Consider the following 26,369-nt stretch of genomic DNA (forward strand, 5'->3'; position numbering starts at 1 on the left):
GGATGCCGGAGCCGTCGGCCGCGGCATCCGCACCGCTCGATCAGGCCGCGGCGATCGCGTCTGCGACGATGCGCAGACCCTCGTCGAGCAGGTGGTCGGGCATGGTGAGCGGCGGGAGGAAGCGGATGACGTTTCCGTAGGTGCCGCAGGTGAGCAGGATCACGCCGTGCTCGTGCGCGTACTTCGCGATCTTGCCGGTGAGCTCTGCGTCAGGCTCGTTGGTGGCCGGGTCGACGAGTTCGATCGCCACCATCGCACCGCGTCCGCGGACGTCGCCGATGCGGGGGTCTTCGCTGGCGAGCGCGTTGAGGCGGCCCATCATCGTGGTGCCGATCTCCTGGGCGCGCTGCACGAGGCCGTCCTGCTCGTACGACTCGATCGTCGCGAGGGCTGCCGCGCAAGCGATCGGGTTGCCGCCGTAGGTGCCGCCGATGCCGCCGACCTGCGGGTGGTCCATGATCTCAGCGCGTCCGGTCACCGCCGAGAGCGGCAGGCCACCGGCGATGCCCTTGGCCGTCACGATGATGTCGGGTGCGATGCCCTCGTGGTCGCTGGCGAACATGGCGCCGGTGCGCGCGAAGCCGGTCTGCACCTCGTCGGCGATGAACACGACGTCGTTCTCGCGGGCCCATGCCACCAGCGTGGGGAGGAAGCCCTCGGCGGGAACGATGAAGCCACCCTCGCCCTGGATGGGCTCGATGATGATTGCAGCGAGGTTCTCTGCGCCGACCTGCTTCTCGATGGTGCTGATCGCCTTGCGTGCCGCGGTGACGCCGTCGAGGCCGCCGTCACGGAACGGGTATGACAGCGGCGCGCGGTACACCTCGGGCGCGAACGGGCCGAAGCCGCTCTTGTACGGGATGTTCTTGGCGGTGAGGCCCATCGTGAGGTTCGTGCGGCCGTGGTAGGCGTGGTCGAACGCGACGACGGCCTGCTTGCCGGTGTAGTGACGCGCGATCTTCACCGCGTTCTCAACAGCCTCGGCACCCGAGTTGAAGAGGGCGCTGCGCTTCTCGAAGTCGCCAGGGGTCAGGCGGTTGAGCGCCTCTGCGACCTCGACGTACGAGTCGTAGTGCGTGACGGTGAAGCAGGTGTGCGTGAAGCGGTTGAGCTGCTCGGCCATCGCCTTCACGACGCGGGGGTTCGAGTTGCCCACGCCGGTCACGGCGATGCCGGAGCCGAAGTCGATGAGCGAGTTGCCGTCGGCGTCGACGAGCACGCCGCCGCCTGCCGCAACGGTGAACACCGGCACGGTGGCGCCCACGGCTTTGGAGACCGCGGCCTGCTTGCGGGCCATGAGCTTCTTCGACTCAGGGCCAGGGATCTCGGTGACGAGCTTGCGCTCCTGGGGAAGCTCGGGACCGCCGACGATTGCAGCGGTGTTGTCGGTCATGGTCATAGTTGCTCCTCGACTCTCTAAGGCGACTCTGTGGACCCGGGCCGAGCGACCGGGCGCGCGGTGATCCTCTGGAGATCCTGCGCGCCGCGGCTGACCATTTCGTGAACGCCGCGGCCTGAGTGGGTCGCGACAGTGCGGAAGAGGGGCTGCCCGGACGAGAGCCATGCTAGGCGCGCTCTGCACGGCTTCACATTCGACGGGTTGTACATTATGAGCAGTCGCCTTCACCGCCGTGTACATGGTCGGAATGCACGGCCTACAACGCGGGCGAGGGGCTTCGGTCGTGCGTCCGCGACGCCGGCCGCTTCACTGCTCAAGAAAGGTCGGATGCTGCTGTGCCAGCCACCCTGCGCCGCCTCCTGGCGACCCCGGAGTTCAAGCTCACCCTGCTCAGCACGGATGCCGCCTCCCTCTCACGACTCGATGAGCCGGCCGCGTGGGTGCACAGCTCGGATCTCGCCGACCCGACCCCGTTCCTGTCGTCGGGTCAGGTGCTGCTCACGACGGGCACTCAGTTCGGTGCCGGGCCGGCGGCGACCTCTGCTGACGAGTACGTCGAGCGGCTCGTCGCCTGCGGCATCCTGGGACTCGGCTTCGGCACCGAGGTGATCAGGGAAGGCACTCCCGCTGAACTGATCGAGGCTTGCGACCGGTTCGGGATGCCGCTCTTCGAGGTGCCGTACCGCACGCCGTTCATCGCGCTGATCCGCGCGGCGGCCGACATGGTCGCCGCCGATGCCTATGCGCGGAACACCTGGGCGCTCGAAGCGCAGGGTGCGATCGCTCGCGCCGCGCTGCGCCCCGACGGGCTGAACGCCACGCTGGCGGAGCTCTCGCGGCAGCTCGGCCACTGGGTGGCGCTCTTCAGCCCCGGCGGCGGGCTCGAGCGCGTCTTCCCAGAGGAATCTCTGCAGGGCGAGACGTTGGCTGCGGTGCGCGAAGAGGCCACGCGTTTGGTTCGTCGCGGGCAGCGCGCCAGCTCGACCATCACGATCGGCGGTGAGCAGCTCACCGTGCAGACGCTGGGGGGGCTCGGCCGGCTGCGCGGCGCGCTCGCCCTCGGAGGCTCGGGAGACCTCGACGAAGCCGGCCGTGACGTGCTCACCTCTGTGATCGCCCTCGCGAGCCTCGCGCTCGAGCAGAACCACGCGCTCGACCGGGCTCGCTCGCACCTGCGCTCGGGAGTGCTGCACGCGCTGTTCGGCGGCGGCATCGAGCTCGCAGCGGGCATTGCGCGCGAGATGTGGGGCCCGCTCCCCTCTGGGCTTGTGCGCGTCGCGGTCGCGCCGATCACCACGGGGTCGACCGACGCCGCGACCGACTGGCTCGCCCTGCAGGTGGAGCAGCGCCCCGGCGACCTCTTCTTCGGCCTGCTCGATGGCAGCTTGATCGTGGTGCTGGAGGAAGGCGCGATCGGGCTGCTCGACGAACTCGGGCGCGAGTTCTCGATGCCGGTCGGCCTTTCCGACCCGGTCACCTACGCGCGGCTCGGTGAGGCCCGTCAGCAGGCGCAGCAGGCGTTGAATCGGGCCCTCGAGATCGGCCCCGGCGTGGTGGCCTTCGACACGGTGTCGCAGCAGGGCGTGCTCGCGTTCCTGGCGCGCACCAACGCGCGGCAGATCGCCGGGGCGACGTTGCGACCGCTGGTGGAGCACGACGAGGCCGAGGGCACCGAGTTGGTGCGCACACTGCGCGCCTGGCTCGAGTCGAACGGACACTTCGATCAGACCGCGCGCGAACTCGGCGTGCACCGGCACACCGTGCGCAGCCGCGTCGCCACCGCCGAGCGGCTGCTGGGGCGCGACCTCTCGACATTCCATGCCCGCGCCGATGTGTGGGCTGCTCTGCTGGCCGCGGGGGACCCGGCCGGCGCGGCGTAGGTCTGCGCCCGGTTGGCCCGCGAGGGCTGCGTTCGGGACATGCTCGGTGCTCGCTTAGGCGGTGCGACGGCTTGCTCGGTGCCTGGCCTGCTCGGCGCGGCGGCTTGCCGCCTGCGAGCCGTCGCCGCTGCGAGGGTTTGCTGCGGTTGCGACGGTTGCATCCCTCGCGCGTGCAGCAAACCCTCGCGACAGCGAGGACGCCCATCGCGAGAGAGACAGCACCCGCCGAGAGCGACGGCATGCCTAGCGAGGGCGACGCATCCTTCGCGAGAGTAAGGCGCGCGCCGAGACAGCACCCGAGAGCGACCGCACTCTTCGAGCTGCACGCTGGACAGCATCCTCGCGAGGGTTTGCTGCGGTTGCGACGGTTGCATCCCTCGCGCGTGCCGCAAACCCTCGCGAGAGCGACGGCGCCCATCGCGAGAGCGAGGGCGCCCGTCGCGAGAAGAGACAGCATCCAGGCCGGGAGACACTCGAGCGTGACCGCTGGGCACGGGCAGAACGGATGCCGCGACCACAACGGATCCCGCGACTCAGGATCCCGCGACGTCACACCGCAGGCAGGGGCATCGGCTGCAGGGCCGCGCGCCTGGCGATCAGGTCGCGGGCGTGCTCATCGAGGCGGCGGTCTTCGTCTGAGCGCAGTTCCAGTTGCGGCACGGGCAGCGCCTTGCCCTCGTCGTCGACCGTCACGAAGATGCTCATGCACTGCGTCGTGAGTTGCCGCTCCGGCGAGCGCGGGTCGCCCGAGCGCACATGCACCGCGACGTGCATGCTGTGCTCGCCCGTGTGGATCAGCCGCGCGTCGAGCTCGACCACATGCCCCAGATGGATCGGCCGGTAGAAGTGGATGCCGCCCGAGTACACGGCGACCGCCTGCCGACCGGCCCAGCCAGTCGCGAGCGCGCCCGCGACCTCGTCGATCCAGCGCATCACGAACCCGCCGTGCACCTTCCCACCCCAGTTCGCATCAGTGGGTGCGGCGAGGAACCGGAATGTCTCGCGAGGTGTGGTGCCGGCATCCGTGTATTGCTGAGCCCGCATCACGTCGTGGATCGCCCGACGTCCCTCGATACGATCGACGGCCCCGCGTGAGAGCTTCTCGTCGGCGCTGCTCGTCGGCCGCCACGGCGGCACTGTTCGCGGCGCCCCGTGCTCGTCGACGGCGACGAACACGAGCAGGCAGTGCATGGCTCGCTCGAATCGGCTGTCTCGCACATCGGCGGCGTCGACCGTGACCAGCACATGCATGCTGGTGCGTCCGGTATGCACGATGCGGGCAGTGGCCTCGATGAGGTTGCCCGGGCGAATGGGCCGGGTGAAGTGCACATTGCCCACGTACGCCGTGACGCAGTACGACCCGCTGTATCCGCTTGCGCAGGCGTATCCCGCCTTGTCGATCCACTCGAGAACGCGCCCGGCCTGCACGCGTGTGCCGTCGGTGACGACATCGGTTGGAGCGGCGAGGAAGCGAAGCGTGATGCGATCGGTCATGCGTGGTCCCGTAGCGGTTCACGCCGGGTGGTACGCGCGCGATGCGCCGGCAATGCGGCAATGCTACCGGGGCTGAGCGGGTGACAGCATCCGCTGAGAGGTCGCTGACTCCCCCTCCCCGGATGCCGACGTGCTGCCTACCGTGGTCAGCGAATCGAAGGGAGCAATCATGACGAATCTCGATGGCAAGACCGTGGCGTTCCTCCTCACCGACGGGTACGAGGACTCGGAGTTGACGAGCCCTTGGCAGGCAGTGACGGATGCCGGCGGCAACGCGGTGCTCGTCGCTCCCAAGTCAGGAGTGGTCGAGGGCAAGAAGGGTCACAGTCAGGCGGTGGACCGCGCAGCCGACTCGGTGACCGCGGACGAGTTCGACGCGCTGATGCTGCCGGGCGGGGTCGTGAACTCCGACCATCTGCGCATGGATGAGCCGTCGATCCGGTTCGCCAAGGCGTTCTTCGAGCAGCACAAGCCGGTCGGCGTGATCTGCCACGGCGCGTGGATCCTCATCGAAGCCGGCACCGTCGACGGTCGCACGATCACGAGCTATCCGAGCCTGAAGACCGACCTTCGGAACGCCGGCGCGAACTGGGTCGATGAGGAGGTCGTGGTCGACGCGGGACTCGTCTCGAGCCGCCGGCCGGATGACCTGCCGGCCTTCAACGCGAAGCTGGTCGAGGAGATCGCCGAAGGGAAGCACGAGAAGCAGACGGCGTGATCGGGCAGCAGCAGTGATCAAGCAGTAGCAAGGGGCGCGGCGTTCGAACGTCGCGCCCCCTTCGCATTGCCGCGCCCGGTAATGCGTCAGGGCCGCGGTCTAGTGACGCCGCAGTCCACTGACACCGTTGCTCAGCGCGCCGCTGCGCCCATCACCAGGGCAGATTGTCGAGGATGGCGTCGCTGAGGTGGGGCCAGATGTCGCGATGGCGGCTGGAGAACGGTCTCGCTCCGAGGAACGCCGCGGTGGCTTCACGCTGCGGGTCGACCCAGAGGAAGCTGCCCGATTGCCCGAAGTGGCCGAACGTCGCTTGTGAGTTCTTGCTGCCCGTCCAGTGCGGTACCTTGCGATCCTTGATCTCGAATCCGAGGCCCCAGTCGTTGTGCTCCTGCCGCCCGAAACCGGGGAGCACACCGGTCAGGCCGGGGAACACGACGTTCGTCGCTTCCCGGTGGAGGTCGTTGCTGATCAGGGTGGGGGCGATGAGTTCCTGGCCGAGACGGGCGAGGTCGGTCACCGTTCCTGCGGCGCCGGCCGCAGGAGAACCGCGCAGCACGACCGACCGCATGCCGAGCGGCTGGAGCACGCTGCGGCTGAGCCAGTCGGCGAACGTCATGCCCACGGCATCGGCGACATATCGGCCGAGCACATCGAAGCCGAAGTTGGAGTAGCCTCGCCTGCGCCCTGGCTGCCCGATCATGGTGTCGGAATCGAACGCGTAGCCCGCGGCATGAGCCAGCAGGTGACGGACGGTGGCGCCCTCCGGGCCGGCGGGAGCGTCAAGGCTCACTCTTCCCTCATCGACCGCGACGAGAGCAGCCATGGCCGTCAGCGGCTTCGTGCAGGATGCCCAAGGGTAGACCGCCTCGAGATCGCCCGTTGTGTACACCGGCTCGGCGGCATCCGCGACGACTATCGCGAAGTCGAAATCGAATTCACGCGCTGGGGCAAAGGGATCGCTTGACACTGGTTCGACGATAGCAAGCCGAGCCGAGCGGTCACGGGGTCGACGGCAGAAGCTCTGCAACGAGAGCCTCGACACGGAGTCGGATGTCGTCACGGATGCGCCGAACCGCTTCGAGGTCTTGGCTTGCGGGTTCGCGATTCGAGTCGCTCCTGGTGCACTCAGGAGCGACTCACCGTGTCAGCAGCAGCCAGACGAGCAGCAACTCTGGTCGAGCGCAGGCGGACAGCCCAACTCGAAGCACAGGGTTTCGGCATCCATAAGATCACCTCCTTGCATCGACAAAGGTCGATACAGGAAGTCTGAACCAGATCATCGACGGCTGTCAATACATGCGGGATGCTCGGGCTGTGACGGCAGCACGCCGCCTGGCCCACGAACCGACGCAGTGGCGTCAGTGCATCGGAACCAGGCGGCGCACGGGATGCCCTGAAGGGAGGGCTCTCGCTCAGCGATCGAGTTGCGACACTTCGATCAGGCTGCGGCAGCGAGCTCGCGCGGGTCGGCCAGGTATCGCTCCAGCGAGTCGTCCAGCTCTTCCACCCAGGGCGTGTGGTGCTGCACGGCGAGTGTGCCGGTCATCACCGACCGGTAGCACCGGTCGCGGTAGCCCATGATGTCCTTGGCCTTGTCCTTGACCCACGCCAAGAAGATCTCGACGACCGCGTCGACGTCGAACTGCGGATAGTCGGTGAGCTCGAGGAGATCCTTGACGTAGTCGCCCTGGAAGCGGATCTCCTCCTCCGCGTCGCGGATCGCCAGGAACCGCTCGCGCCACTCAGCCATCGAGGCCGCGCGCTCCTCGGCATCCGGCAGCTCTGCACGACCGAGGATCAGGTCACGCACGTACCAGGCCTGGGTGTCGAACATGTTGAACGTGAACCACTGGTCCTGCGCGCCGACGTACGCGAGGTTCGGCATGTCTTGCCAGATCACCCCTCGATACAGCCCCTCGGGGTAGACGGTGTTCGGGCCGCCCAGGGCCAGCTCACCCGGCAGGAACGGGTACTTGTGCTGATACCCCGTGCACATCACAACGGCGTCGACTCGTTTCGAGGTGCCATCGACGAAATGCACGGTGTCGCCGTCGAAACGCACGACGGCGGGACGCTCCTCGAATCCCTCGGGCCAGTCGTAGCCCATTGGGTTGCTGCGGTAGCTCGCAGTGACCGACTTCGCGCCCATCTTGTAGGCCTGGCTGCCGATGTCCTCGGCTGAATAGCTGGCGCCGATCACGAGCACGTCACGACCCTCGAACGCCTCGGCGCCGCGGAAATCGTGGGCGTGAGAGATGTATCCGGGGAACGTCTCGATGCCCGGGTAGTCGGGCACGTTCGGGTATGAGAAGTGCCCGCTCGCGACGACGACGTGGTCGAACTCCGCGATCGTCGACTCGCCCGTTGGCAGGTGCTCGCTAGTCACGCGGAAGGTTCCGCTCTCGGCGTCCGGCTCCACCCACCGCACGACCGTGCTGAATCGGATGAACCGTCGCACATTCGAGTGCTCCAAGCGGCCGGCGATGTAGTCCCAGAGGGCCGCGCGCGGCGGGTATGACGAGACCGGGCGCCCGAAGTGCTCATCAAAGGTGTAGTCGGCGAACTCTAGGGCCTCCTTCGGCCCGTTCGACCAGAGGTTTCGGTACATGCTTGTGTGCACCGGTTCGCCGTGCTCATCAAGACCGGTGCGCCAGGTGAAGTTCCACTGTCCACCCCAGTCGGCCTGCTTCTCGAAGCAGACGAGCTCGGGAATCTCGGCGCCCGACCGGGCTGCCGACTCGAATGCCCTCAGTTGAGCCATCCCACTGGGGCCGGCACCGATGATTGCCACGCGTTTCCGGTTCTGCATGAATCTCCTCGTAATCGTCATCTCTCGCAGCAGACAGCCGCTTGCGCGCGATCAACGACCGACGATTCGGTAGGACTCACCTCGGCTCGCGGGACGCTCTGCATCAACCGCATCGGCACAAGTGGCTTCAACTCGACCGTATCAAATGCACCTGTTCGGCCACTTTGAAGAGCCGCCACGCGGGGGCAGACCTCCCCTCTGCTAGATTTTCCGAATCTGAGGAACTTTCGGTGTGCCGAGTGTGCGCGCTGTCTCCGTGGATCTGCACCACCTTCATCCGTCAGCGACTGAAAGCGACATTGTGAGCAGAACCCTGTCAACTCCCCCTCCCCGTACCGCCAGATTCGTGGCAGCCGGCGTCGGCTTCACGATGATCGGCGGAATGGCCGTCGCGGCTGCCGCGCCCGCGTACGCGGCGCCGGGTACGCCGGATCCGTTCGGCTACACCGTCTCCGAGGTGTATGCCAGCGACATCGCCCCTGACGAGTCGGTCTACACCGGTTGGCACCAGGGCCACCCCGGTGCAGTGAACGCGCACGAGGTCACGGCCGACGGCCTGGTGTTGACCGGCAAGTCGCAGGTGATCTACGGGTACGACGAATCGGTGCGTCCCTCGATCGAGTACCGACTGTTCATGAACTCCGTCGACCGAGGCGAAGTGTCATGGACCTCGACTTCTGACAGTGACCCGGCGTACTTCCAGATCCCTGTCTTCTTCGGTCAGGATGTCGCCGCACCGAACTTCACCACGCTGCGCCCGGCCGCTCCGACGAGCGGGCAGAACATCGCCTCGCTGGATCAGCAGTGGGTCACGAGCCGCGCCATTGGTTCCGCATACGCTGCCGACGCGACCGATGCTCTCGGTGAACTGCTCAGCGCACTGATCGCCGAGCAGAACGCGGAGATCCTCGGCTTCGGGGTATTCGCCGATGAAGGTCAGCAGAGCACCGTCACCGGCATCGGCTGGCTCGGGACCGATTACACCTTCCACCCGGGAGAGCGCATGATTCCGGGCACGGTGAGCATCGCCGGCCAGGCGAAGGTGGGATCCACCTTGACCGCGGAGGTTGCCGACTGGCCCGCGGGCGCGACCTTCACCTATCAGTGGTACCGCGCTCAGGAGAACATGGGCGGTCCCATCGACGGCGCGACGGGCGCCACCTACACGGTGACAGCAGATGACATCGGTTTCTTCATCGGCGTCGACATCACCGGACACAAGGCCGGGTACGGCGACGCGCAAGCGCGGGCCGATGTGACCGCGAAGGTCACCGCCCCGGTGAAGCCGGCCGCTCCGGCGCCGGTTGCGAACTCGACTGATCTGGCCGCGTTCCTTTCCTCCAACGGGGCGACCGTGCAGCAGCCTTCTGCCGCCGGACTGCCCTCTTCCCCGCTGAGCCCTTCCCAGGCGTACACGGCGACCTTGCCGTGGACCGAGGCGGACTCGTGGGTCGATGTCTACATCTACTCAACGCCCGTGTTCGTCGGCACGTTCCCGATCGTGAACGGCCAAGCGCAGATCGTGCTGAGCGCCTCGGTGCTCAGTGCTCTGGATGCCGGAACGCACACCCTGGTGGTCACAGGGCAGTCCTCCGGCGCAGTCCAGGCGGTGTCGGTGAGCTTGGCCCGCATGCTTGCCGCAACCGGTGCGGCGCCCGCACTGCCGCTCGCCGCGAGCGCGGCCCTGCTGCTCCTCGGCACGGCCCTCGTCGTGCTTCGTCGAGCCCGCCTCAAGGCCGCCTGACGTCAGTGGGATCGGTGGGGTGTGGCCGGCTCGGTCACACCCCACCCTTGTTCTATCCACAACTTCTCCAGCAGCCCCGCCACCTCGGGCCGGGCTTGCCAGGGAAGAGATGTCGACCGAGGCGCTCCGCGAGCCACCGGGGACGACGCCCGAAGTCTTGCGACTCGGCAGGCTGAAACGTATCCAACGGTCAGCCCGCAGTCCGCGCGACCCTGACGGTCGCGGCAACACAGAGAAAAAGACCGGTCGATCGGCGCGAGGAAAGAGCCCGGTGCAGTCCGGCAAGCGACTTCGTGAAGCCACTGCCCGCTACTGCGTGGATGGGCCACTGTAGCTGGGGCGGGATTCGAACCCGCGACCTCACGATTATGAGTCGTGCGCTCTCACCAACTGAGCTACCCAGCCACGATCTGGCATCTGAACCGAGGCTCAGTGTCAGTCGAGCCCCCTGTGGGAATCGGACCCACTACCTCTTCCTTACCAAGGAAGTGCTCTACCAATGAGCTAAGGGGGCGCAGCCTGCGGGATCGACGCCCGGCGCAGGCAACCGCTCAAGAATAGCACCTCTGCGAAGTGCGATTTTCAACGGATGCCGGTGGCGCAAGCCTCCCGGGGGCCGGCCACGTCGCTTGCGAAGCGACGCCCGTCGCGGCGAGGATTCGCCATGCCGGAGAGAGTTGCTGCTCGGGCCCGGGCTGGCAACTCTGGCCCGGGTGCGCAGCTTCTGCAGGTGTAGCAAACGCCCCAGATGAGGGCGACTGCCCGCTCGTCATGCTGACGCCTGCACTGCTGACAGACCGCACCGGATCGACTCGAAGGGGGCTGACGCGCCACCGTGCCGCTCGTATGGTGGGCCGCATGGCTGACCCTCTGGAGCATCCCGGCCCCCATGAATTCGCAACGGATGACGCGGGCGCACAGCCCGACGTCACGCAAGAGACCGCAGGCGAATCCGCACCACCAGAGTGGTGGCGGACCGCGGTGATCTACCAGGTGTATCCGCGTTCCTTCGCAGACGCCTCGGGTGACGGCATCGGAGACCTGCCAGGTGTCACCTCGCGCCTCGATGCGCTCGTCGAGCTGGGAGTCGACGCGGTGTGGTTGTCACCCTTCTACCGTTCACCGCAGCGCGACGCGGGCTACGACGTGAGCGACTATTGCGACGTCGACCCGCTCTTCGGCACGCTCGCCAGCTTCGACCGGATGCTTGAAGCCGCCCACCAGCGCGGCCTTCGCGTGATCATCGACCTCGTGCCCAATCACTCGTCGAGCGAGCACCCGTGGTTCCAGGCGGCGCTGGAGGCGGGGCCTGGCTCACCCGAACGCGCCCGGTACCTGTTCCGCGACGGCAAGGGCGAGCACGGAGAGCTTCCGCCGAACAACTGGGAGTCGGTCTTCGGAGGGCCGGCATGGACTCGCGTGATCGAGGCAGACGGTGAGCCCGGCCAGTGGTACCTGCACCTTTTCGACACATCGCAGCCCGACTTCGACTGGAGCAACCCCGAAGTGCGGGAGCTCTTCAGAGGGGTGCTGCGGTTCTGGCTCGACCGGGGCGTCGACGGATTCCGTGTCGACGTCGCCCATGGCTTGGTGAAGGCCGAGGGCCTGCCCGACCTCGAGCTTCCAGAAGCGGGAGGCAGCCTGGGTGGCTCGCGCGAGGCGCCGATCGTTCCCTACTGGGCGCAGGAGGGCGTGCACGAGGTGTATCGCGACTGGCGCCGGCTGCTCGAAGAGTACGAGGGCGATCGGGTGCTCGTCGCTGAAGCGTGGGTCGACCCGCTCGAGAGGGTGGCGAGCTGGGTCCGGCCGGATGAGATGCATCAGGCGTTCAACTTCTCGTATCTCATGAGCCCATGGCGTGCCGATGCGCTGCGCGAAGTGATCGACGACTCGCTCGCAGCGTTCGGAGGCGTAGGCGCCCCGAGCACGTGGGTGTTGAGCAACCATGACGTGATCCGACATGCGACGCGCCTCGCGCTCGGCGAGGACCACCTCCAAGGGCACGGCATCGGCCCCAAGACTCAGGGCCTACCCGACCGGATGCCGGCCCTTCGTCGTGCGAGGGCGGCGACCGGCTTGATGCTCGCCCTGCCTGGCAGCGCCTATGTCTATCAAGGCGAAGAGCTCGGTCTGCCCGAGGTGACCGACTTGCCCGACCACGCACGGCAGGACCCGACCTGGTTCCGCACCAAGGGCGAGCGCTACGGACGTGACGGATGCCGGGTGCCGATCCCCTGGGAAGCCGACGCGCCCGCGTACGGCTTCAGCGAGAGCAGTTCCTCCTGGTTGCCGCAACCGTCCGAGTGGCGGGAACTGGCCCGTGACAGGCAGCTCGGCGACCCGTCGAGCACGCTCGAGTTCTATCGTGCGGCGTTGCGGCTCCGTTCCGAGTTCGCACTCGGGGCCGGCGAACTCGAATGGCTGTCGGAGCTCGAGGGCGAGCGGATGCCGAAGGGAGTGCTCGCGTTCAGGAACAACAGTCTCATCGTCGTCGCGAACGTCGGTGCGGACGAGGCGCGGGTGCCCGAGGGAACGCTCTTGCTCGCGAGCAGCGAGGTGCCGGACGGGCTTTTGCCCGCTGACACGACTGTCTGGGTACTGCCAGCCCGCTGATCGGCGGCCAGCTGACGCTCGCGGTCAACTGGCGTTCGCAGTCAGCTGGCGTTCGCGGTGAGCCAGACGTAAGGGTCGACGTGCGTGCCGTTGACGAGGATCTCGAGGTGCAGGTGGGGGCCGGTCGATTGGCCCGTGCTGCCGACGAGGCCGACGAACTCACCGACGCCGATCGGTTCGCCGACGACCAACGGGCTGGAGTCCCACTGCATGTGGGCGTAGCGCGTGACGACCGTTTGACCGTTCAGTTCGTGCTGCAGGTAGACATAGTGGCCGTAGCTGCCCCCGTTGCCGACCTCGATCACCACTCCGTCGGCGATCGAATAGATCGGCGTTCCCGCGCCTGGCGTCAGGTCGAGCCCGCGGTGGTTCGTGGAGCACCCACGGCAGGGCGCAGATCGGTCACCAAAGCCCGAGCTGATGGGCACCGTGTATGGGAAGGGCCACCGGATCGCACCGGTGCCCGTGCTCACGTAGTTGTAGCTGCGGGTGCCGTAGGTCTGGCGCAGCACCTGCGCGCGCGTCGTGACGGTGTAGTCCTCGCGAAGGCTCTGCGCCGCGACAGTTTCAGCGCTGCCGTCTTCGATTGCGAGTTGCTGGGCTGCAGGCTTGAGCGCGGCCGAGGTCGACGCGTCCGTGAAGCTCTCGGAACGGAAGGCATTGGCAGGCAATGTGGTGCCGACGAGCAGCGCGCCGGCGAAGAGCAGCGCCGCCCCCGAGTACACCTTGCGCAGCACACCGACGGTTCGGGCCGATCGCTCCTTGCGTGGGGCCGAAGCGGCGGCCGAAGCGGTCCGCGGCGTCGACGCGGCACGCGGGGCCCGCGCGATCCGAGCGATGCGCGCATCGGAGCGCGCGGCACGGCGGCGAGCCGTTGCAGCACGGCGGGTGAGCTCAACGTCCGGCGCCATTGCCGCGGCCGGCGCGGCATCGAGGTCGGCCGCGACGGGAGAAGCCGCGCTGGCGCCGTCGGAAGTCTGAGAAGTCGTTTCGGCGACCGTCGCCTCGGATGCCGTCCGTGTCTCAGACACGGGCTCAACAGTTGCGAGGGCGCTCGAGGTCGTCTCCATCGCCTCTGCTGCCGCTTCGACCATCGCCATCATCACGGTCTCAACGGGCGACAGCTCTGGCGACGCAGGCGCCTCCTCGGCGAGGCTCTTCGCCGTCTCGCGCTGAAGAGTGGCGGATGCCGCGGCATCCTGTGCCAGCGAGTCGATCGAGTGAGCGGCGACGGCGCCGGTCGACGGCATCGAGATGATCCGCATCGGCGCGGTCTCGAGTGCCGCCGCGCGCTCGCGCTCCGCGCGACGTTCGAGCTCTCGCAGCGCTCTGCGCGTGAGCGGAGAGTCGGTGGCGCCCGCAACGTCGGAGGGGCTGGGGGTGCCGGAACCGCGATCTGAGACTGGGTTGACGCCGCGCTGAGTCACGTCGGCGTGTCCGGTTGGATGCAGCGACCTCTCCTCACGCGGCGGGCCCGGCGGGCCGAAACGAACTCTGATCTGCCGAACACGTCAACAGATAACGGATTGATAAAGGCTAGCGAATCTCAACCCGACTTCGCGAGTCGAATTTTCTTCCCGTTTCCGTTCAGCGAAAAATCCGCGAGTTTCCGGGCGACGCCTCGGCGCGTCTCAAACCATTCGCCCGCCGCGGCCGGCGTCGAGTTCGGTGAGCACGTCGAGCAGTTCTGTCGCGAGCTTCGGCTCTGCCGCGAGGGTGAGGTCGGCATCCGCGGCGCCGTGCCATCCGCGCACCGTCGCGCCCGCCTCGCTCGCGATGAGCGCCGCAGCTGCGTGGTCCCACGGTTGCAGGCCGCGCTCGAAATAGGCGTTCAACCGCCCGGCCGCAACACCGCAGAGGTCGAGCGACGCGGTACCCATTCGCCTGATGTCGCGAACGCGGGGCAGCAGCGCGGCGACGATCTCGCCCTGCGTGCGACGTCCCTCTGCCGTGTACGCGAATCCGGTCGCGACAAGGGCGTGATCGAGGTCGACGTAGGGCGCGATCTCGAGCCGCTCGCCATCGAGGAACGCGCCCTGGCCCGCGGTGGCCCACCACTCTTCGCCGGTCGGAACGTTGAGCACGCATCCGGCGAGCGCGCGCCAGGTCTTCGGGTCGGGGTCGCCTTCGACGGCCGCGACGCTCACCGCGTAGTGCGGGATGCCGTAGAGGAAGTTGACTGTGCCGTCGATGGGGTCGATCACCCAGGTGAGCCCGGTGCTGCCCTCTTCGGCACCTGACTCCTCGCCGTAGAACCCGTCGTTCGGCCGCGCGTCGGCAAGCATGCCGCGGATGAGCGCTTCAGCCTCGCGGTCGGTCTCAGTGACCACGTCGGTCAACGACGACTTGCTGGCAGCAACGCTCACGCCGACGGCGCGCCGTTCGGCGATCAGTGCAGCGGCGGATGCTGCGACCTCCCGTGCCGTCAGAAGCAGTTGGTCGCTCACATCACTCCTCAGGGATCAGCCGGCTCGCATCGGCTGAGTTGCCGCCGAAGTCAGTGCCGGTAGTACGCGATGGTCTGCTCGAGGCCATCCCGCAGTTCGGTGCGCAGCACATCGTCGCGTCTGGCGCGAAGATCGAGTTCACCGACTTCAGCGTGGATGCCGAGGTCTCCCGTGCCGCGGCTGATCGCCGATCCCGGAACGAGTTCGCCGAGCAGGCGCACCACGTCATCGATGTCCACCACGGTACCCGCGATGCTGCACGAGTGCGCGCCGTCGAGCGGTTCGAGAGCGCTCACCACGAATGCGTCGGCGACATCGGCCACGTACACCGCGTCGGTGCGGCCGTGCAGCGGGATCTCGTAGCTCTCGCCTCGCGCCGCAGCGCGGCAGGCGAGCGCGATGCCCGCACTCGCTCCGCTCTCGCGGCCCGGCCCGTAGACCACCAGTGGTCTCAACCCCATCGAGTTCAATCCGAACTGCTCGCAGAAGGCCTTCGCGGTGAACTCGGCAGCCAGCTTGTAGGCCCCGTAGAGCGAACGCGGATTGAGATCGAGGGCGGTGGAGGAGTAGACAGCCGCGCTGCTGGCGTACGAGACGCCGGCGATGCCATGACGTCGGGCGGCGTCGAGCACGTTGACCGTGCCGATGACATTGATCTCGGCGCCGGTCACCGGGTGCTCGTTGCAGAACGGCGTGAGCACACCAGCGAGGTGCACGACGGCGTCGACACCGCTCACGGCGTCGCTCACCTGCGCAGCGTCGCGGATGTCGCCCGTCAACCACTCGATGCCGTTCAACCGTTCGCCGAGCAAGTCGGTGATCAGCGGGCTCGGGGCGCCCACATCGAACACGATGGGCCGGTGTCCGCGCTCGAGCAGGTTCTTCACGACCCACGCGCCGATGAAGCCGTTGCCGCCCGTCACGAGAACGGAGCGCGCGCCACCGGGCTTCTCGGAGGCTGCGTCCGCGTGCTGCGGCACTTGCGCCGGCTGCACCTCCGCGCTCTTGGATTCACTCATCTGCGTCACGGCTCCATTCCTCGAACGAGATCACGACCTTGCCCGGCGCGGTCAGCGCCGATTCGTAGGCCCGAGACGCCTCGGCGACGGGGACGACCGCGCTGACGACGGGCGCCACGTCGATCGCTCCATCGCGCACCGCGTTGATCGCGCGCTCGAACCCTGTGGGGTGGTCGTACACGTAGCTGCTGAGCACGCGCACCTGGCGCAGTACGAGGTCTTCGCTCGTGAACTCGAGCGGAGCGCTGCCCATTCCCACGAGCACGATGGCTCCGCCTGGCTCGACTGCGGCGAGCGCCGACTTCCACCCACCGGCGCTGCCCGACGCCTCGAACACGCGGGAGTACTGGGAATCCGGCGCACTCCTCGGGCCGATGCCGAGGTCGGCAACGAACGCGGCCTTCTCGGGCTGGATTTCGGAGAGCTCGACTCGGATGCCTCGAGCCTGCAGCAGCTTCCCCACGAAGACCCCCTGAGCACCGCCTCCGATGATGAGCACACTGTCGCCTTCGCGCACGTCGGCGAGTTCGACCGCTTTCGCGGCGACGGCGAGCGGCTCGATGCAACCGAGCACGGCGAGGGGCCACTCTGCCGGAACAGTGTGCGCGTGCGAGGCGGGCAGCGTGTAGTGCTCACTGCCCGCTCCCGCCTCGGTCATGCCGAGCACGCGTCGGCTCTCGCAGATCGCCGACATGCCGCCCGTGCAGCGCAGGCACTCGCCGCAGCCGATGATCGGTTCGATCACGACTGTCTCGCCCATTCTCGACGGGTCGACCCCGTCGCCCACAGCCGTCACCGTGCCGAAGGCTTCGTGGCCGACCACCCACGGCAGCCGTGGCACGCCGCGATGCCCGAGATAGCGGCTCAGGTCTGAGCCGCATAGGCCCAGCCCGCGCACGGCGATCCGCAGTTCCCCGGGTGCGGGTTGCGGCGCCGGGGCCACGTCGAGCACTGCCACATCGCGTTCGCCAGTGAGCGAGAGGGCCAGCATCCGTCAGTCCTTACTTGGAGCGACGCTCGATGGCGTCGGCGTCGAACGGGGTGCGGGTGACGTGCGTCTCGTCGACCATGTAGTCCACGAGGAACGTGGAGCAGTGGCCGATACGAGCGTCGCCTAGCTCGGCGGCGAGCGCCTCGATCTTCTCGCGCACGGGGCCGGCGGCATCCGCGGTCAGTGTGTCGACGAAGATCACCGCGAGGTGACGCACGCCGTCGAGTTCGGGGTTGACCGGGCGCAGTTCGGCCTCCTCGGTCTTGTAGTCGGTGATCTCGTCACGCGACTCACCGAGGAACACCGAGCTCACCTTCGGCAGTTCGCCGAGCTCGTCGACGAGGGCACGCAGGCGAGCCTCCAGCTGAGCGAACGTCGCAGTGGCGTCACCAACTGCTTCGATGCGAGCCGTGGTGACGAAAGCGCCGTCGCCGAATCCCTTCTGCAAGGCCGGCACGTTGGCGTACCGCACGAAGTTCTGGAACGACGGCTGGATGCGCTGTGTCCACGGCGTGGGATTGTCGAGACGCTCGAGGTACTGCGTCGAACGGAAGATCTCAGCCTCTCGCGCTTCGTACAGCGTCAGGTACTTCGGCGACTGCGCGGGATCGAGCGCCACTCCCCGGCGGCCGCGGACGAACCCGTCGATGGAGGCCCGCTCGGGCATGTGCTCGAGCGTGTGCCACTCGAGATACGCGTCTTGCGCGGAGGGTTCGATGTCGTGCCAGATCGACAGCACAGCGTCAGCGGTGATCATGTGGGCTCCTTCTGGTTCAGAGGTTCGGTGCGTGGTTGGGTCGCGTTGCGTACGCGGTCGTGCGGTCAGTTCACCAGGAACAGTGCGAGTTCGGGCACGAAGATCAGCAGCAAGAGCATGATCAGCAGGCTCGGCATGAACATCATCGACCCCTTGAACGCGGTCCAGATCGGGATGCGGGTGGCACCGCTCAGCACGAATACAGCCGCACCGAATGGCGGTGTGAGCAAGCCGATCATGAGCGACAAGATCGTCACGAGCCCGAAGTGCACTGGGTCGACGCCGAAGTCGATCGCTATCGGCAACAGCACCGGGACTGTGATCACCAGCGCTGAGAGCGACTCCATGAAGCAGCCGATGATGAGCAGAAGCAAGGCGGTGAGCAGCAGGAAGCCGACTGGCGAGTCGGTGATCTCGCTCATCCATTTGGCCATGTGGAAGGGCACTCGCTCACGGGCGAGAATCCATCCCAGAATGTTCGACGCGCCGAGGATGATCATGATCGAGGCGGTCGTGACGACGGTCTCTTTGAATACGACGCCGAGGAACTTGAGGCGCCCGTTCTTCACGATCGCCATCGCCACAGCGAGGATGAAGACGGCAGCCACGCAGGCGGCCTCCGTGGGCGTGAACCACCCCGTCAGAATGCCGCCGATGATGATGACCGGCACGACCATCGGCAACAGGGCACGCATCGATGCGCGGCCCAGACGGCGCAGGTTGAACGGCTCTCCCGCGAGGTCTGCACGGCGGAAGGTGAACAAGAAGACTGTCAGGCAGAGGATGATGAACATCACCAGCGCGGGAATGATTCCGGCGAGGAACATCGCGCCAGTCGAGACCGAGGCGATCGAGGCATAGACGATCGCCGGAATGCTCGGAGGCATGATCGGACCGATCAGCGAGGATGCCGTCGTGACACCCGCCGAGAACATGTCGGAGTAGCCGCGCTTCTGCATCTGCTTGACCTCGACCGAACCGAGGCCTGCGACGTCGGCAAGCGATGCACCGCTCATCCAGGAGAACCCAAGGCTTGCGGCGACGTTCACGTAGCCCAGCGCTCCTCGCACCCGGCCGACGAGGGCGAGCACGAAGTCGAAGAGCCGCTCGGCGATGCCGGAATAGTTCGCCGCGACGCCGACGAGGATGAACAGCGGCACCGCGAGCAGCGGCCAACTGTCGATTCCCTCGATCGCCAGCCGGAACGAGAGGTCGAGCGTGTAACCGTTGCTGACGAGGTACAGCATCGAGGGGCCGAGAATGGCGAATGCGATCGGCACTCGAAGCGCGAGGAGCACGAAGATCGCGATGATCAGGACTGAGAGTTCCATCGGTCAATCTGTCTGAGAGGGCAAGAAGCAGGGAGCGGCGGTCAGCACCGCCAGGCGGGGCCGCTGTGCAGGTGCTCCCGTACAGCGGCCCCAGCGGCGAGCGTCAGACGACGGCCGGCGTGGCTGATCGGTCGGCTGGCGTGAACCGGCCGCGACGCTCGACGAGGTCGAGCACCACGTCAACGACGACGAGCAGGAACCCAGCCGCGGTCGCGATGAAGAACGGCGCCTTCGGCACTGCGACGCTCGACAGGTTGCCGCTGACGCCCGAGTCGACCATCTGAATGCCGGCGAAGGCGAACGCAGCGGCGACCACGATCACGATCAATCGCGATACGAACCAGACGGCCTCGATGGCGCGCGGTCGGCGGAGCAGCCCGTCGATGAACTCGAGTGTGATGTGCTGGTCCCGAGCGGCAAGATAGCCGGCCAGGAATAGCGAGAGCACGACGAGTCCCATCATGGCCACTTCGCCCGACCAGCCGACCGTGGTCAGGTGGAGGTAGCGCTGCAGAACCTGAAGCGCCACCCCCACGACGACGACGACCATCATGACGACGCCCAGCGCGACCTCGACGCGGCTGAGCACTCGACGCACCCGACCGATGATTGTCGTGTTCTGCATTGGCATTCCGTCTCAGCTCGTGGTTGTCGATTGACTACTTGATCGTCGGCGCGGTCCAGCCCTCGCCGAGGTCTTCTGCCTTGATCAGGTCGTAGTACTCGCGCTGCACGCCCTCGAGGTTGGCCTCCCAGTACGCCTCGACCTTGGTGCGGAACGCCTCGCGGTCGACATCCTGGACGACCTCGATGACTCCGTCAGCGGCCCACTGCTGCAGGATGGTGCGCTCTTCCTCGGAGATGCACTCGCCGGCCTTGACGCCCGCTGCGTCGACAGCTTCCTGGATCGCGGTGCGCTGCTCGTCGCTGAGGCCCTGCCAGAAGTCCTCAGACACGACGACGAACTCGATGCTCGTCTGGTGGCCCGAGAGCGAGACGTAGTCCTGCACCTCCTGCACGTTCGTGCTTGCGATCGCCGACACCGGGTTCTCCTGCGAGTCAGCGGTGCCCTGCTGCAGCGCGAGGTAGAGCTCGTCGAACGAGACGCCGACCGGGTTCGCGCCGAGCGCGTATGCCGACTCGAGGTACTCCGGCTTGTTCGGGAAACGAGTCTTCAGCCCTTGCAGGTCAGCAGGCTCGTGGATGGGCTTGTTCGAAGTGAACACGCGAACGCCGAAGTACCAGGCACCGATGATCCGCGTGCCGGTCTCCTCGAGCACGTTGTCGGTCAGTTCCTTGTACGCGTCGGTCTCCACGAACGCCTCGAGCTGCTCTTGACCGTCGAGCACGAATGCACGGTCGAGCACGCCGATCGCCTCAGAGAACGCACTGATGTTCGAGGGCGAGTCGAGGTTCATCTGCACGTCGCCCGTCTGGACGGAACGGAAGCGCTCCTGGTCTCCGCCGAGGATGCTCTCGGGGTAGTTGACGATCTCGAGGCCGACACCCTTGTCATTGACGGCTTCTGCTACCAGGTCGACTCCGCAGGCGTTGTGCGGGTGGTCTCCGGCGAAGCTGTTCGCGAAGACGACCTCGACGGTTTCGCCCGCGTCACCTCCCGCCTTGTTATCGCCGGCGCTGCTGCAGCCGGCGAGGAGAAGGCCGAACGCTGCTGCCGAGCCAATGGCTGCTGCGGTGCGCTTGGTCAGTCGTGACATCAATGTCCTCCGTGCATCGTTGCTGTGGTGACCCGTCTTGAGCCTTGCACACCCTAGCGGCATTAAGCGCTTGATGCGGAACAGCGTTCCATTTTGGGAGGGAACAGGCGTCATGGAACGAGGAGGATCTTGTTCGCGCTGCGCGAGCTCGTCAGCAGCTCGAGCGCCGTTTCGACATCGGTGAGCGGCATCCGGTGCGACACGACCTTGAGGGCATCCACGTGCACTGCAGGCAGCACCCGCAACAGCGCGTTCCACGTCGACTCGCTGTAGCCGCGCGAGCCGATGAGCTCCAATTCGCGCAGGACGATCGGCGTCATCAGCAGCTCGCTCGGCCGCGACGCCAGCCCGACGAGTGCCAGCCTGCCGCCTCGGCGGGCCATCGAGATCGCCTGCTCGGGAACGGCCGGATTGCCACTCGTCTCGTAGACGATGTCGGCGCCATCCCAGCCGAGCGACCGCACCACGTCGACCGGGTCGGCCTCGTCGATGTTGACCGGGATGCCGCCCAGTTCGCGGGCGAGCTCGAGCCGCGCCGCATCGGCGCCCGTTCCCGTGACCACGACGTTCGACGCGCCGGCATTGCGCGCAAGCACCAGCGTGAGCAACCCGATCGGCCCGCAGCCGATGACTGCGACGAGGTCACCGGGAACGGGCGGCACGCGCTCGATCACCGCGTGCGCCGCGACGGCCAATGGCTCCATGAGCGGCGCGACGGCGGGGTCGCACCCCTCGGGCACGGCGAAACAATTCTTCTCGGGCACCACCGCGTATTCCGCCCAGCCGCCGTTGATGCCGCCGCCGATGAAGACTCGGCGAACGCACAGTGTCGAGCGTCCGACGGCGCAGTACTCGCACCGACCGCATGCGATCTGGGGGTTCACGCCGACGAGCGTGCCCGGCGCGAGCTCTCCCGTGGTCGACTCGACCACCGTGCCGGCCATCTCGTGTCCGGGCACCAGCGGGAAGATCGCGTTGTACTGGCCGACGATCTGCTCGTGCCACCGCCAGATGGCGATGTCGGTGCCGCAGATTCCCGCCCCCGTGATCTTGATGAGCGCTTGGCCGGGCTGGGGCACGGGCGTCTCGACCTCGCGGAATTCGAGAGCGCCGGGTTCGGGGGCGGTCTTCACGATCGCGCGCATGTGGGGGCCTTTCGGGGACGTTGCGATGGTTGGTGCCCTCGGACCAGCGAGCCCGGCGAAGGCTGCCTCTGGAAACAAGCGAGGGCGAGAGAACCGAGCGCCCGGGCGGGCTGGCCTGCCCGGGCGCTCGTTGCCTTCTCAGGCGTGATGGTGGAGCGAACTCAGTTCGACGGCGCGCTCTCGCGGATGGCCTTGTAGAACTCGAGGCGCTCGCCGGTGTACTTGTTCATGAAGTACGACTCGGCCTTCTTCGCGAAGGCGGCCTTGTCGACGTCCTTCACAACCGTGATTGCGCCCGACTCTTCCCACTCGTCGATGATCGCCTGCTCGTCCTCGACGATGCAGTCGTGGTCCTGCTGGCGCGCATCCGCTGCCGCCTCGGTGAGGGCATCGCGCTGCTCGTCGGTGAGGCTCTGCCAGGTGTCATCGTTGATGAGCAGCAGTTGCACGCCGGTCTGGTGCTCGCTGAGGTTCACGTGAGTCTGCACCTCATCGAGGCTCATCGACTTGACGGTCGGGATCGGGTTCTCCTGGCCGTCGACGATGCCCTGCTGCAATGCGACGTAGATCTCTTCGAACGCGACCGCGACGGCGGTGGCGCCGACTGCCTCGGCGTTCATGAGGAACTGCGGGCTGTCGGGGAAGCGCATCTGCAGCGCGGCAAGGTCTTCGGGCGTGCGGATCGCCGAGTTGGCGCTGAAGTTGCGCATGCCGAAGAAGAACGGCTCCATCGTGCGGAAGCCTGTCGCCTCCCGGAGGCCGTCGGTGAGCGGCTCGGCGGCACCGCTGTCGAAGAACTCGAACACGTGGTCGGGGCCGTCGAACGCATACGCGGTGTCGATGACGCCGATCTCGGGGTACATGCTCGACAGCGCCGAGGGACCCTGCAGATCGATATCGATGTCACCCGACTTGAGCGCTTCGAACCGCTCGGTGTCGGGGCCCAGCTGGCTGTTGGTGAAGACGTCGATCTTCAGTCCGAGGTCGGTCTGCTCGTTGATGGCGTCGCGGATGACGAACGAGCCACACCGGTTGTGCGGGTGGTCGTCGGTGAAGCTGGTCGCGAAGGTGAGGGTAGTGGTGGCGGCGGCCTTGTCTCCCTCATCACCGCCATCTCCGGCGGCGCAGCCGGTGAGGGCGAGTCCGATCGCTGCGGAAGTTGCGATGAACGCAGTGCGCTTCCGGTTCAGGGTGCGAGACATCATTGTCCTTTCGATGAAGGGGCATCAACCCGTCATCGTAAGGAAGGCTCCGCCACGGCCTGGCTTGTCGTACCACCGAGTGACCCGACGCGGCGGGAGAACGAGCGACGCGAGAGCGATTGAGCAGTGGAGACGTCGCTGTCGCGGCCTATGGGCCGTCGCGGCATGCCGCTGACCCCGCGAGGGCCGACTTCGGTCCCGTTGAAGCGAGCGCCGGCGGCGGTACGCTGTCGGTGCAGCGCGGGTCCGCGCGGAGCCGCGCTCCATGGAGTGTGAGCATGACAGCTCGAGCATCACGACTGCGAAGCTGGTTGCTCGACGGGCTGACGGACGCCGCCGGGCGGCACCAGGGGCCGCACGCCGTGAGGGCCCACGCCACTCACCCCTGGTGGCGAGTCATGTGCCTCACGGGTGTCGACTACTTCTCGACGCTCGGCTATCAGCCGGCGATCGCGGCGCTGGCCGTCGGCATCCTTTCACCGTTCGCCACCATCGTGCTCGTCACGCTCACGCTCGCCGGGGCGCTGCCGGTATACCGCCGTGTGGCGAGCGAGAGCTTCAAGGGATCGGGATCGATCTCGATGCTCGAGCGGCTGCTGCCGTGGTGGGCGGGGAAGCTCTTCGTGCTCGTGCTGCTCGGATTCGCGGCCACCGACTTCATGATCACCATCACGCTCTCGTCGGCCGACGCGACCGCGCACATCCTCGAGAACCCCTTCACCCCGAGCTGGCTCGAAGGAAGCCAGGTGCCCCTGACGCTGGGCCTCATCGCCGTGCTGGGCGCGGTATTCCTCCGCGGATTCAGAGAGGCGATCGGCATTGCCGTGCCTGTCGTGGCGGTGTACCTCGCGATGAACGCGGTGGTCATCTCCGTTGCGATCTACGAGGTGCTGCTGCACCCAGTGGCGATCCCCGATTGGTGGGCGGCACTCACGACGCAGCACGGCAACCCTTGGGTCATCGCGGGCATCGCGCTGATCGTGTTTCCGAAGCTCGCCCTGGGCCTCTCCGGCTTCGAGACCGGGGTGGCGGTCATGCCGCAGGTGCAGGGCAGGCGAGGCGATACCGAGAACGACCCCGTGGGCCGCATTCGAGGCACCAAGCGCCTGCTCACGACGGCGGCGCTGATCATGAGCGGGTTCCTGCTCACCTCGAGCTTCGTCACGACACTGCTCATTCCGCATCAGGAGTTCGAGCCAGGCGGCGAAGCGAATGGACGAGCACTCGCGTATCTCGCGCACAAGTACCTGGGCGCCGAATTCGGCACCGTGTACGACGCCAGCACGATCCTCATCCTCTGGTTCGCCGGCGCCTCCGCCATGGCCGGGCTGCTGAACCTCGTTCCGCGGTATCTGCCCAGGTACGGAATGGCGCCCGCGTGGGCTCGGGCGATCCGGCCCCTCGTGCTCGTGTTCACGGCGATCGCGTTCCTGATCACGATCGAGTTCGGTGCCGACGTGGACGCACAGGGCGGCGCGTACGCGACCGGCGTACTCGTCCTCATGACATTCGCCGCGATCGCCGTCACGCTCTCGGCCCGCCGTCGCCGCAGACGCGCCTCGACCATCGGATTCGCGACGGTCTCCGTGGTGTTCGTCTACACCACAGTGGCGAACGTGATCGAGCGGCCCGACGGCATCCGCATCGCGAGCCTGTTCATCCTGGGGATCGTCGCGGTCTCGCTGATCTCGCGCGTGCAGCGCTCGTTCGAACTGCGGGCGACGTCGGTGACCTTCGATGCCCAGGCTCTCGAGTTCATCAGAGAGGATGCCGAGCGCGGTGCTGTTCGGATCATCGCCCACGACCCGGATGTCGACTCTCCGGAGGAGTACCGCCGGAAGAACCTCGACGAGCGCCGGTTCAGCCACATCCCGTCGAACTCCCCCACGATCTTCCTCGAAGTGACGGTGGCCGACTCCTCAGACTTCGAGGACGACCTCCGCGTGGTCGGAGCTCGCGTCGGGGGCTTTCGCGTGCTTCGGGTCAGAGCGACCAGCATCCCGAACGCGCTCGCGGCCCTGCTGCTCGAGATCCGCAACCTCACCGGCGTGGTGCCGACCATCTACTTCGCCTGGACCGAGGGCAACCCCATCACGAACATGTTCAAGTTCCTCTTCACCGGCGGCGGCGAGGTCGCGTCGGTCACCCGCGAAGTGCTGCGCGAGAGCGAGCCCGACCCGAAGCGCCGCCCCTCAGTGCACGTGAGCTGATGCGGCACCTCGATCGCGGCCTCGCGGCGCCCACCGCTGCCCGTCTCGGCCAGAGTCGCCGTCGCCGGCCAGTGTTGCAACCCAGGCCGGTGAAGCGAACCCCAGCCAGCTCGGAAACGAAGCTCCGGATGCCGCGCCACCGCGGCCAGTAGCACCCCTAAACGCGAAAACCCCGCCGGAGCGGGGCTTTCGCACATGGTGGCGAGTGAGGGATTCGAACCCCCGAAGGCTACGCCAGCTGATTTACAGTCAGATCCCTTTGGCCGCTTGGGTAACTCGCCTTGATGCGCTTCCGCCCAGTGTGATCACCAGTCGAACGCGCGCAATACAGCATACAAGGCCACGAGGCTCACCTTTGACCACCGCGGCTACACTCGGCGGCATGGCAGATTCCTCATTCGACATCGTCAGCAAGGTCGACAAGATGGAGGCGGACAACGCCGTCAACCAGGCGCAGAAGGAGATCGCGCAGCGCTACGACTTCAAGGGCGTCGGCGCGTCGATCGAATGGAGCGGCGAGAAGCTGCTGCTGAAGGCCAGCACCGAGGAGCGAGTGAAGGCCGTGCTCGACGTGCTCGAGCAGAAGTTCATCAAGCGCGGCGTGAGCCTGCGCTCTCTCGACAGCGGCGAGCCATTCGCCAGCGGCAAGGAGTTCCGCATCGAGGTCGGGCTCAAGAACGGCATCGCGAGCGACGACGCGAAGAAGATCTCGAAGATCATCCGCGACGAGGCTCCGAAGAGCGTGAAGAGCCAGATCCAGGGCGACGAGTTGCGCGTGCAGTCGAAGAGTCGCGACGACCTGCAGGCGACGATCGCGCTGCTCAAGGGCAAGGATCTCGACGTCGCGCTGCAGTTCATCAACTTCCGCTGATGTGCTGCCGCATGAAGCGCC

Annotated in this window: 20 protein-coding genes and 3 tRNA genes; 6 read left to right on the top strand and 17 right to left on the bottom strand. The window is 67.0% G+C overall.

Annotated elements, in window-relative coordinates:
- Positions 1–40 precede the first annotated feature (40 nt).
- Positions 41–1,399 carry a 4-aminobutyrate--2-oxoglutarate transaminase gene (gene gabT, locus QF206_RS07815; protein ID WP_281488664.1) on the bottom strand — a complete coding sequence of 453 codons (1,359 nt, stop codon included), beginning with the start codon at positions 1,397–1,399 and terminating at the stop codon, positions 41–43.
- A 335-nt stretch (positions 1,400–1,734) separates the two neighbouring features.
- Between gabT and QF206_RS07820 the strand changes: the two genes are divergently transcribed.
- Positions 1,735–3,279, top strand: a complete 1,545-nt coding sequence (locus QF206_RS07820) for a PucR family transcriptional regulator (RefSeq protein ID WP_281488665.1) — start codon at positions 1,735–1,737, stop codon at positions 3,277–3,279.
- 549 nt (positions 3,280–3,828) lie between these two features.
- Here QF206_RS07820 and QF206_RS07825 read toward each other — a convergent pair.
- Entirely contained in the window at positions 3,829–4,773 is a 945-nt protein-coding gene (locus QF206_RS07825) for an acyl-CoA thioesterase (RefSeq protein WP_281488666.1), read from the bottom strand.
- A gap of 169 nt (positions 4,774–4,942) precedes the next feature.
- Between QF206_RS07825 and QF206_RS07830 the strand changes: the two genes are divergently transcribed.
- Positions 4,943–5,491: a type 1 glutamine amidotransferase domain-containing protein gene (locus tag QF206_RS07830; protein WP_281488667.1), complete on the top strand. Its 549-nt coding sequence runs from the start codon at positions 4,943–4,945 to the stop codon at positions 5,489–5,491.
- A gap of 151 nt (positions 5,492–5,642) precedes the next feature.
- Here QF206_RS07830 and QF206_RS07835 read toward each other — a convergent pair whose 3' ends face one another.
- Together QF206_RS07835 and QF206_RS07845 are read right to left on the bottom strand one after the other, a co-directional pair.
- Positions 5,643–6,458, bottom strand: coding sequence for a serine hydrolase domain-containing protein (locus QF206_RS07835; RefSeq protein WP_281488668.1), 816 nt, complete (start codon positions 6,456–6,458; stop codon positions 5,643–5,645).
- Positions 6,459–6,929: 471 nt separating this feature from the next.
- Positions 6,930–8,300, bottom strand: coding sequence for an NAD(P)-binding domain-containing protein (locus tag QF206_RS07845; protein WP_281488669.1), 1,371 nt, complete (start codon positions 8,298–8,300; stop codon positions 6,930–6,932).
- 346 nt (positions 8,301–8,646) lie between these two features.
- Here QF206_RS07845 and QF206_RS07850 point away from each other — a divergent pair, with 346 nt between their 5' ends.
- The gene (locus tag QF206_RS07850; RefSeq protein WP_281488670.1) at positions 8,647–10,044 is read left to right on the top strand and encodes a hypothetical protein; all 1,398 of its coding nucleotides are present in this window, start codon (positions 8,647–8,649) and stop codon (positions 10,042–10,044) included.
- 331 nt (positions 10,045–10,375) lie between these two features.
- Here the strand turns inward: QF206_RS07850 and QF206_RS07855 are convergent.
- Positions 10,376–10,449, bottom strand: a tRNA-Met gene (locus tag QF206_RS07855).
- A 37-nt stretch (positions 10,450–10,486) separates the two neighbouring features.
- Positions 10,487–10,558 (bottom strand) — tRNA-Thr (locus QF206_RS07860).
- 344 nt (positions 10,559–10,902) lie between these two features.
- Here QF206_RS07860 and QF206_RS07865 point away from each other — a divergent pair.
- The gene (locus QF206_RS07865) at positions 10,903–12,657 is read left to right on the top strand and encodes a glycoside hydrolase family 13 protein (RefSeq protein WP_281488671.1); all 1,755 of its coding nucleotides are present in this window, start codon (positions 10,903–10,905) and stop codon (positions 12,655–12,657) included.
- A 41-nt stretch (positions 12,658–12,698) separates the two neighbouring features.
- Here QF206_RS07865 and QF206_RS07870 read toward each other — a convergent pair whose 3' ends face one another.
- The 10 genes from QF206_RS07870 to QF206_RS07915 all read right to left on the bottom strand — a co-directional run bounded on the left by QF206_RS07870 (position 12,699) and on the right by QF206_RS07915 (position 23,267).
- Positions 12,699–14,084 (bottom strand): M23 family metallopeptidase, encoded by a 1,386-nt coding sequence (locus tag QF206_RS07870; RefSeq protein ID WP_281488672.1) that lies wholly within the window; start codon positions 14,082–14,084, stop codon positions 12,699–12,701.
- Between the two features lie 204 nt (positions 14,085–14,288).
- Complete coding sequence (locus QF206_RS07875; protein WP_281488673.1) at positions 14,289–15,104, bottom strand: inositol monophosphatase family protein; 816 nt, start codon at positions 15,102–15,104, stop codon at positions 14,289–14,291.
- Between the two features lie 50 nt (positions 15,105–15,154).
- Complete coding sequence (locus tag QF206_RS07880) at positions 15,155–16,123, bottom strand: NAD-dependent epimerase/dehydratase family protein (RefSeq protein WP_281488674.1); 969 nt, start codon at positions 16,121–16,123, stop codon at positions 15,155–15,157.
- Complete coding sequence (locus QF206_RS07885; RefSeq protein ID WP_281488675.1) at positions 16,116–17,114, bottom strand: zinc-dependent alcohol dehydrogenase; 999 nt, start codon at positions 17,112–17,114, stop codon at positions 16,116–16,118. The genes QF206_RS07880 and QF206_RS07885 overlap by 8 nt, the downstream gene beginning before the upstream one ends.
- Positions 17,115–17,124: 10 nt before the next feature.
- Positions 17,125–17,871 (bottom strand): hypothetical protein, encoded by a 747-nt coding sequence (locus QF206_RS07890; RefSeq protein WP_281488676.1) that lies wholly within the window; start codon positions 17,869–17,871, stop codon positions 17,125–17,127.
- Between the two features lie 65 nt (positions 17,872–17,936).
- Positions 17,937–19,202 carry a TRAP transporter large permease gene (locus QF206_RS07895; RefSeq protein ID WP_281488677.1) on the bottom strand — a complete coding sequence of 422 codons (1,266 nt, stop codon included), beginning with the start codon at positions 19,200–19,202 and terminating at the stop codon, positions 17,937–17,939.
- A 103-nt stretch (positions 19,203–19,305) separates the two neighbouring features.
- Positions 19,306–19,827 (bottom strand): TRAP transporter small permease subunit, encoded by a 522-nt coding sequence (locus QF206_RS07900; RefSeq protein ID WP_281488678.1) that lies wholly within the window; start codon positions 19,825–19,827, stop codon positions 19,306–19,308.
- Between the two features lie 34 nt (positions 19,828–19,861).
- Positions 19,862–20,920, bottom strand: a complete 1,059-nt coding sequence (locus QF206_RS07905) for a DctP family TRAP transporter solute-binding subunit (RefSeq protein WP_281488679.1) — start codon at positions 20,918–20,920, stop codon at positions 19,862–19,864.
- A gap of 110 nt (positions 20,921–21,030) precedes the next feature.
- The gene (locus QF206_RS07910) at positions 21,031–22,065 is read right to left on the bottom strand and encodes a zinc-dependent alcohol dehydrogenase (RefSeq protein WP_281488680.1); all 1,035 of its coding nucleotides are present in this window, start codon (positions 22,063–22,065) and stop codon (positions 21,031–21,033) included.
- A 161-nt stretch (positions 22,066–22,226) separates the two neighbouring features.
- Positions 22,227–23,267, bottom strand: a complete 1,041-nt coding sequence (locus QF206_RS07915; protein ID WP_281488681.1) for a DctP family TRAP transporter solute-binding subunit — start codon at positions 23,265–23,267, stop codon at positions 22,227–22,229.
- A gap of 278 nt (positions 23,268–23,545) precedes the next feature.
- Here QF206_RS07915 and QF206_RS07920 point away from each other — a divergent pair, with 278 nt between their 5' ends.
- Entirely contained in the window at positions 23,546–25,477 is a 1,932-nt protein-coding gene (locus QF206_RS07920) for an APC family permease (RefSeq protein ID WP_281488682.1), read from the top strand.
- 196 nt (positions 25,478–25,673) lie between these two features.
- Here QF206_RS07920 and QF206_RS07925 read toward each other — a convergent pair.
- A tRNA-Tyr gene (locus tag QF206_RS07925) sits at positions 25,674–25,758 on the bottom strand.
- Between the two features lie 101 nt (positions 25,759–25,859).
- On the opposite strand from QF206_RS07925, the gene QF206_RS07930 reads away from it, so the two are divergent.
- The gene (locus QF206_RS07930; protein ID WP_281488683.1) at positions 25,860–26,348 is read left to right on the top strand and encodes a YajQ family cyclic di-GMP-binding protein; all 489 of its coding nucleotides are present in this window, start codon (positions 25,860–25,862) and stop codon (positions 26,346–26,348) included.
- The last annotated feature ends 21 nt before the right edge of the window (positions 26,349–26,369 follow it).

Origin of the sequence: Ruicaihuangia caeni (assembly GCF_029952955.1) — a bacterium.
Classification (GTDB): domain Bacteria; phylum Actinomycetota; class Actinomycetes; order Actinomycetales; family Microbacteriaceae; genus Ruicaihuangia; species Ruicaihuangia caeni.

Excerpts from the sequence above, each read along its gene's own strand:
- gabT (WP_281488664.1), bottom strand. The coding sequence starts at position 1,399 with ATGACCATGACCGACAACACCGCTGCAATCGTCGGCGGTCCCGAGCTT.
- QF206_RS07825 (WP_281488666.1), bottom strand. The coding sequence starts at position 4,773 with ATGACCGATCGCATCACGCTTCGCTTCCTCGCCGCTCCAACCGATGTC.
- QF206_RS07830 (WP_281488667.1), top strand. The coding sequence starts at position 4,943 with ATGACGAATCTCGATGGCAAGACCGTGGCGTTCCTCCTCACCGACGGG.
- QF206_RS07845 (WP_281488669.1), bottom strand. The coding sequence starts at position 8,300 with ATGCAGAACCGGAAACGCGTGGCAATCATCGGTGCCGGCCCCAGTGGG.
- QF206_RS07865 (WP_281488671.1), top strand. The coding sequence starts at position 10,903 with ATGGCTGACCCTCTGGAGCATCCCGGCCCCCATGAATTCGCAACGGAT.
- QF206_RS07880 (WP_281488674.1), bottom strand. The coding sequence starts at position 16,123 with ATGAGTGAATCCAAGAGCGCGGAGGTGCAGCCGGCGCAAGTGCCGCAG.
- QF206_RS07885 (WP_281488675.1), bottom strand. The coding sequence starts at position 17,114 with ATGCTGGCCCTCTCGCTCACTGGCGAACGCGATGTGGCAGTGCTCGAC.
- QF206_RS07890 (WP_281488676.1), bottom strand. The coding sequence starts at position 17,871 with ATGATCACCGCTGACGCTGTGCTGTCGATCTGGCACGACATCGAACCC.
- QF206_RS07895 (WP_281488677.1), bottom strand. The coding sequence starts at position 19,202 with ATGGAACTCTCAGTCCTGATCATCGCGATCTTCGTGCTCCTCGCGCTT.
- QF206_RS07900 (WP_281488678.1), bottom strand. The coding sequence starts at position 19,827 with ATGCAGAACACGACAATCATCGGTCGGGTGCGTCGAGTGCTCAGCCGC.
- QF206_RS07905 (WP_281488679.1), bottom strand. The coding sequence starts at position 20,920 with ATGTCACGACTGACCAAGCGCACCGCAGCAGCCATTGGCTCGGCAGCA.
- QF206_RS07910 (WP_281488680.1), bottom strand. The coding sequence starts at position 22,065 with ATGCGCGCGATCGTGAAGACCGCCCCCGAACCCGGCGCTCTCGAATTC.
- QF206_RS07915 (WP_281488681.1), bottom strand. The coding sequence starts at position 23,267 with ATGTCTCGCACCCTGAACCGGAAGCGCACTGCGTTCATCGCAACTTCC.
- QF206_RS07920 (WP_281488682.1), top strand. The coding sequence starts at position 23,546 with ATGACAGCTCGAGCATCACGACTGCGAAGCTGGTTGCTCGACGGGCTG.
- QF206_RS07930 (WP_281488683.1), top strand. The coding sequence starts at position 25,860 with ATGGCAGATTCCTCATTCGACATCGTCAGCAAGGTCGACAAGATGGAG.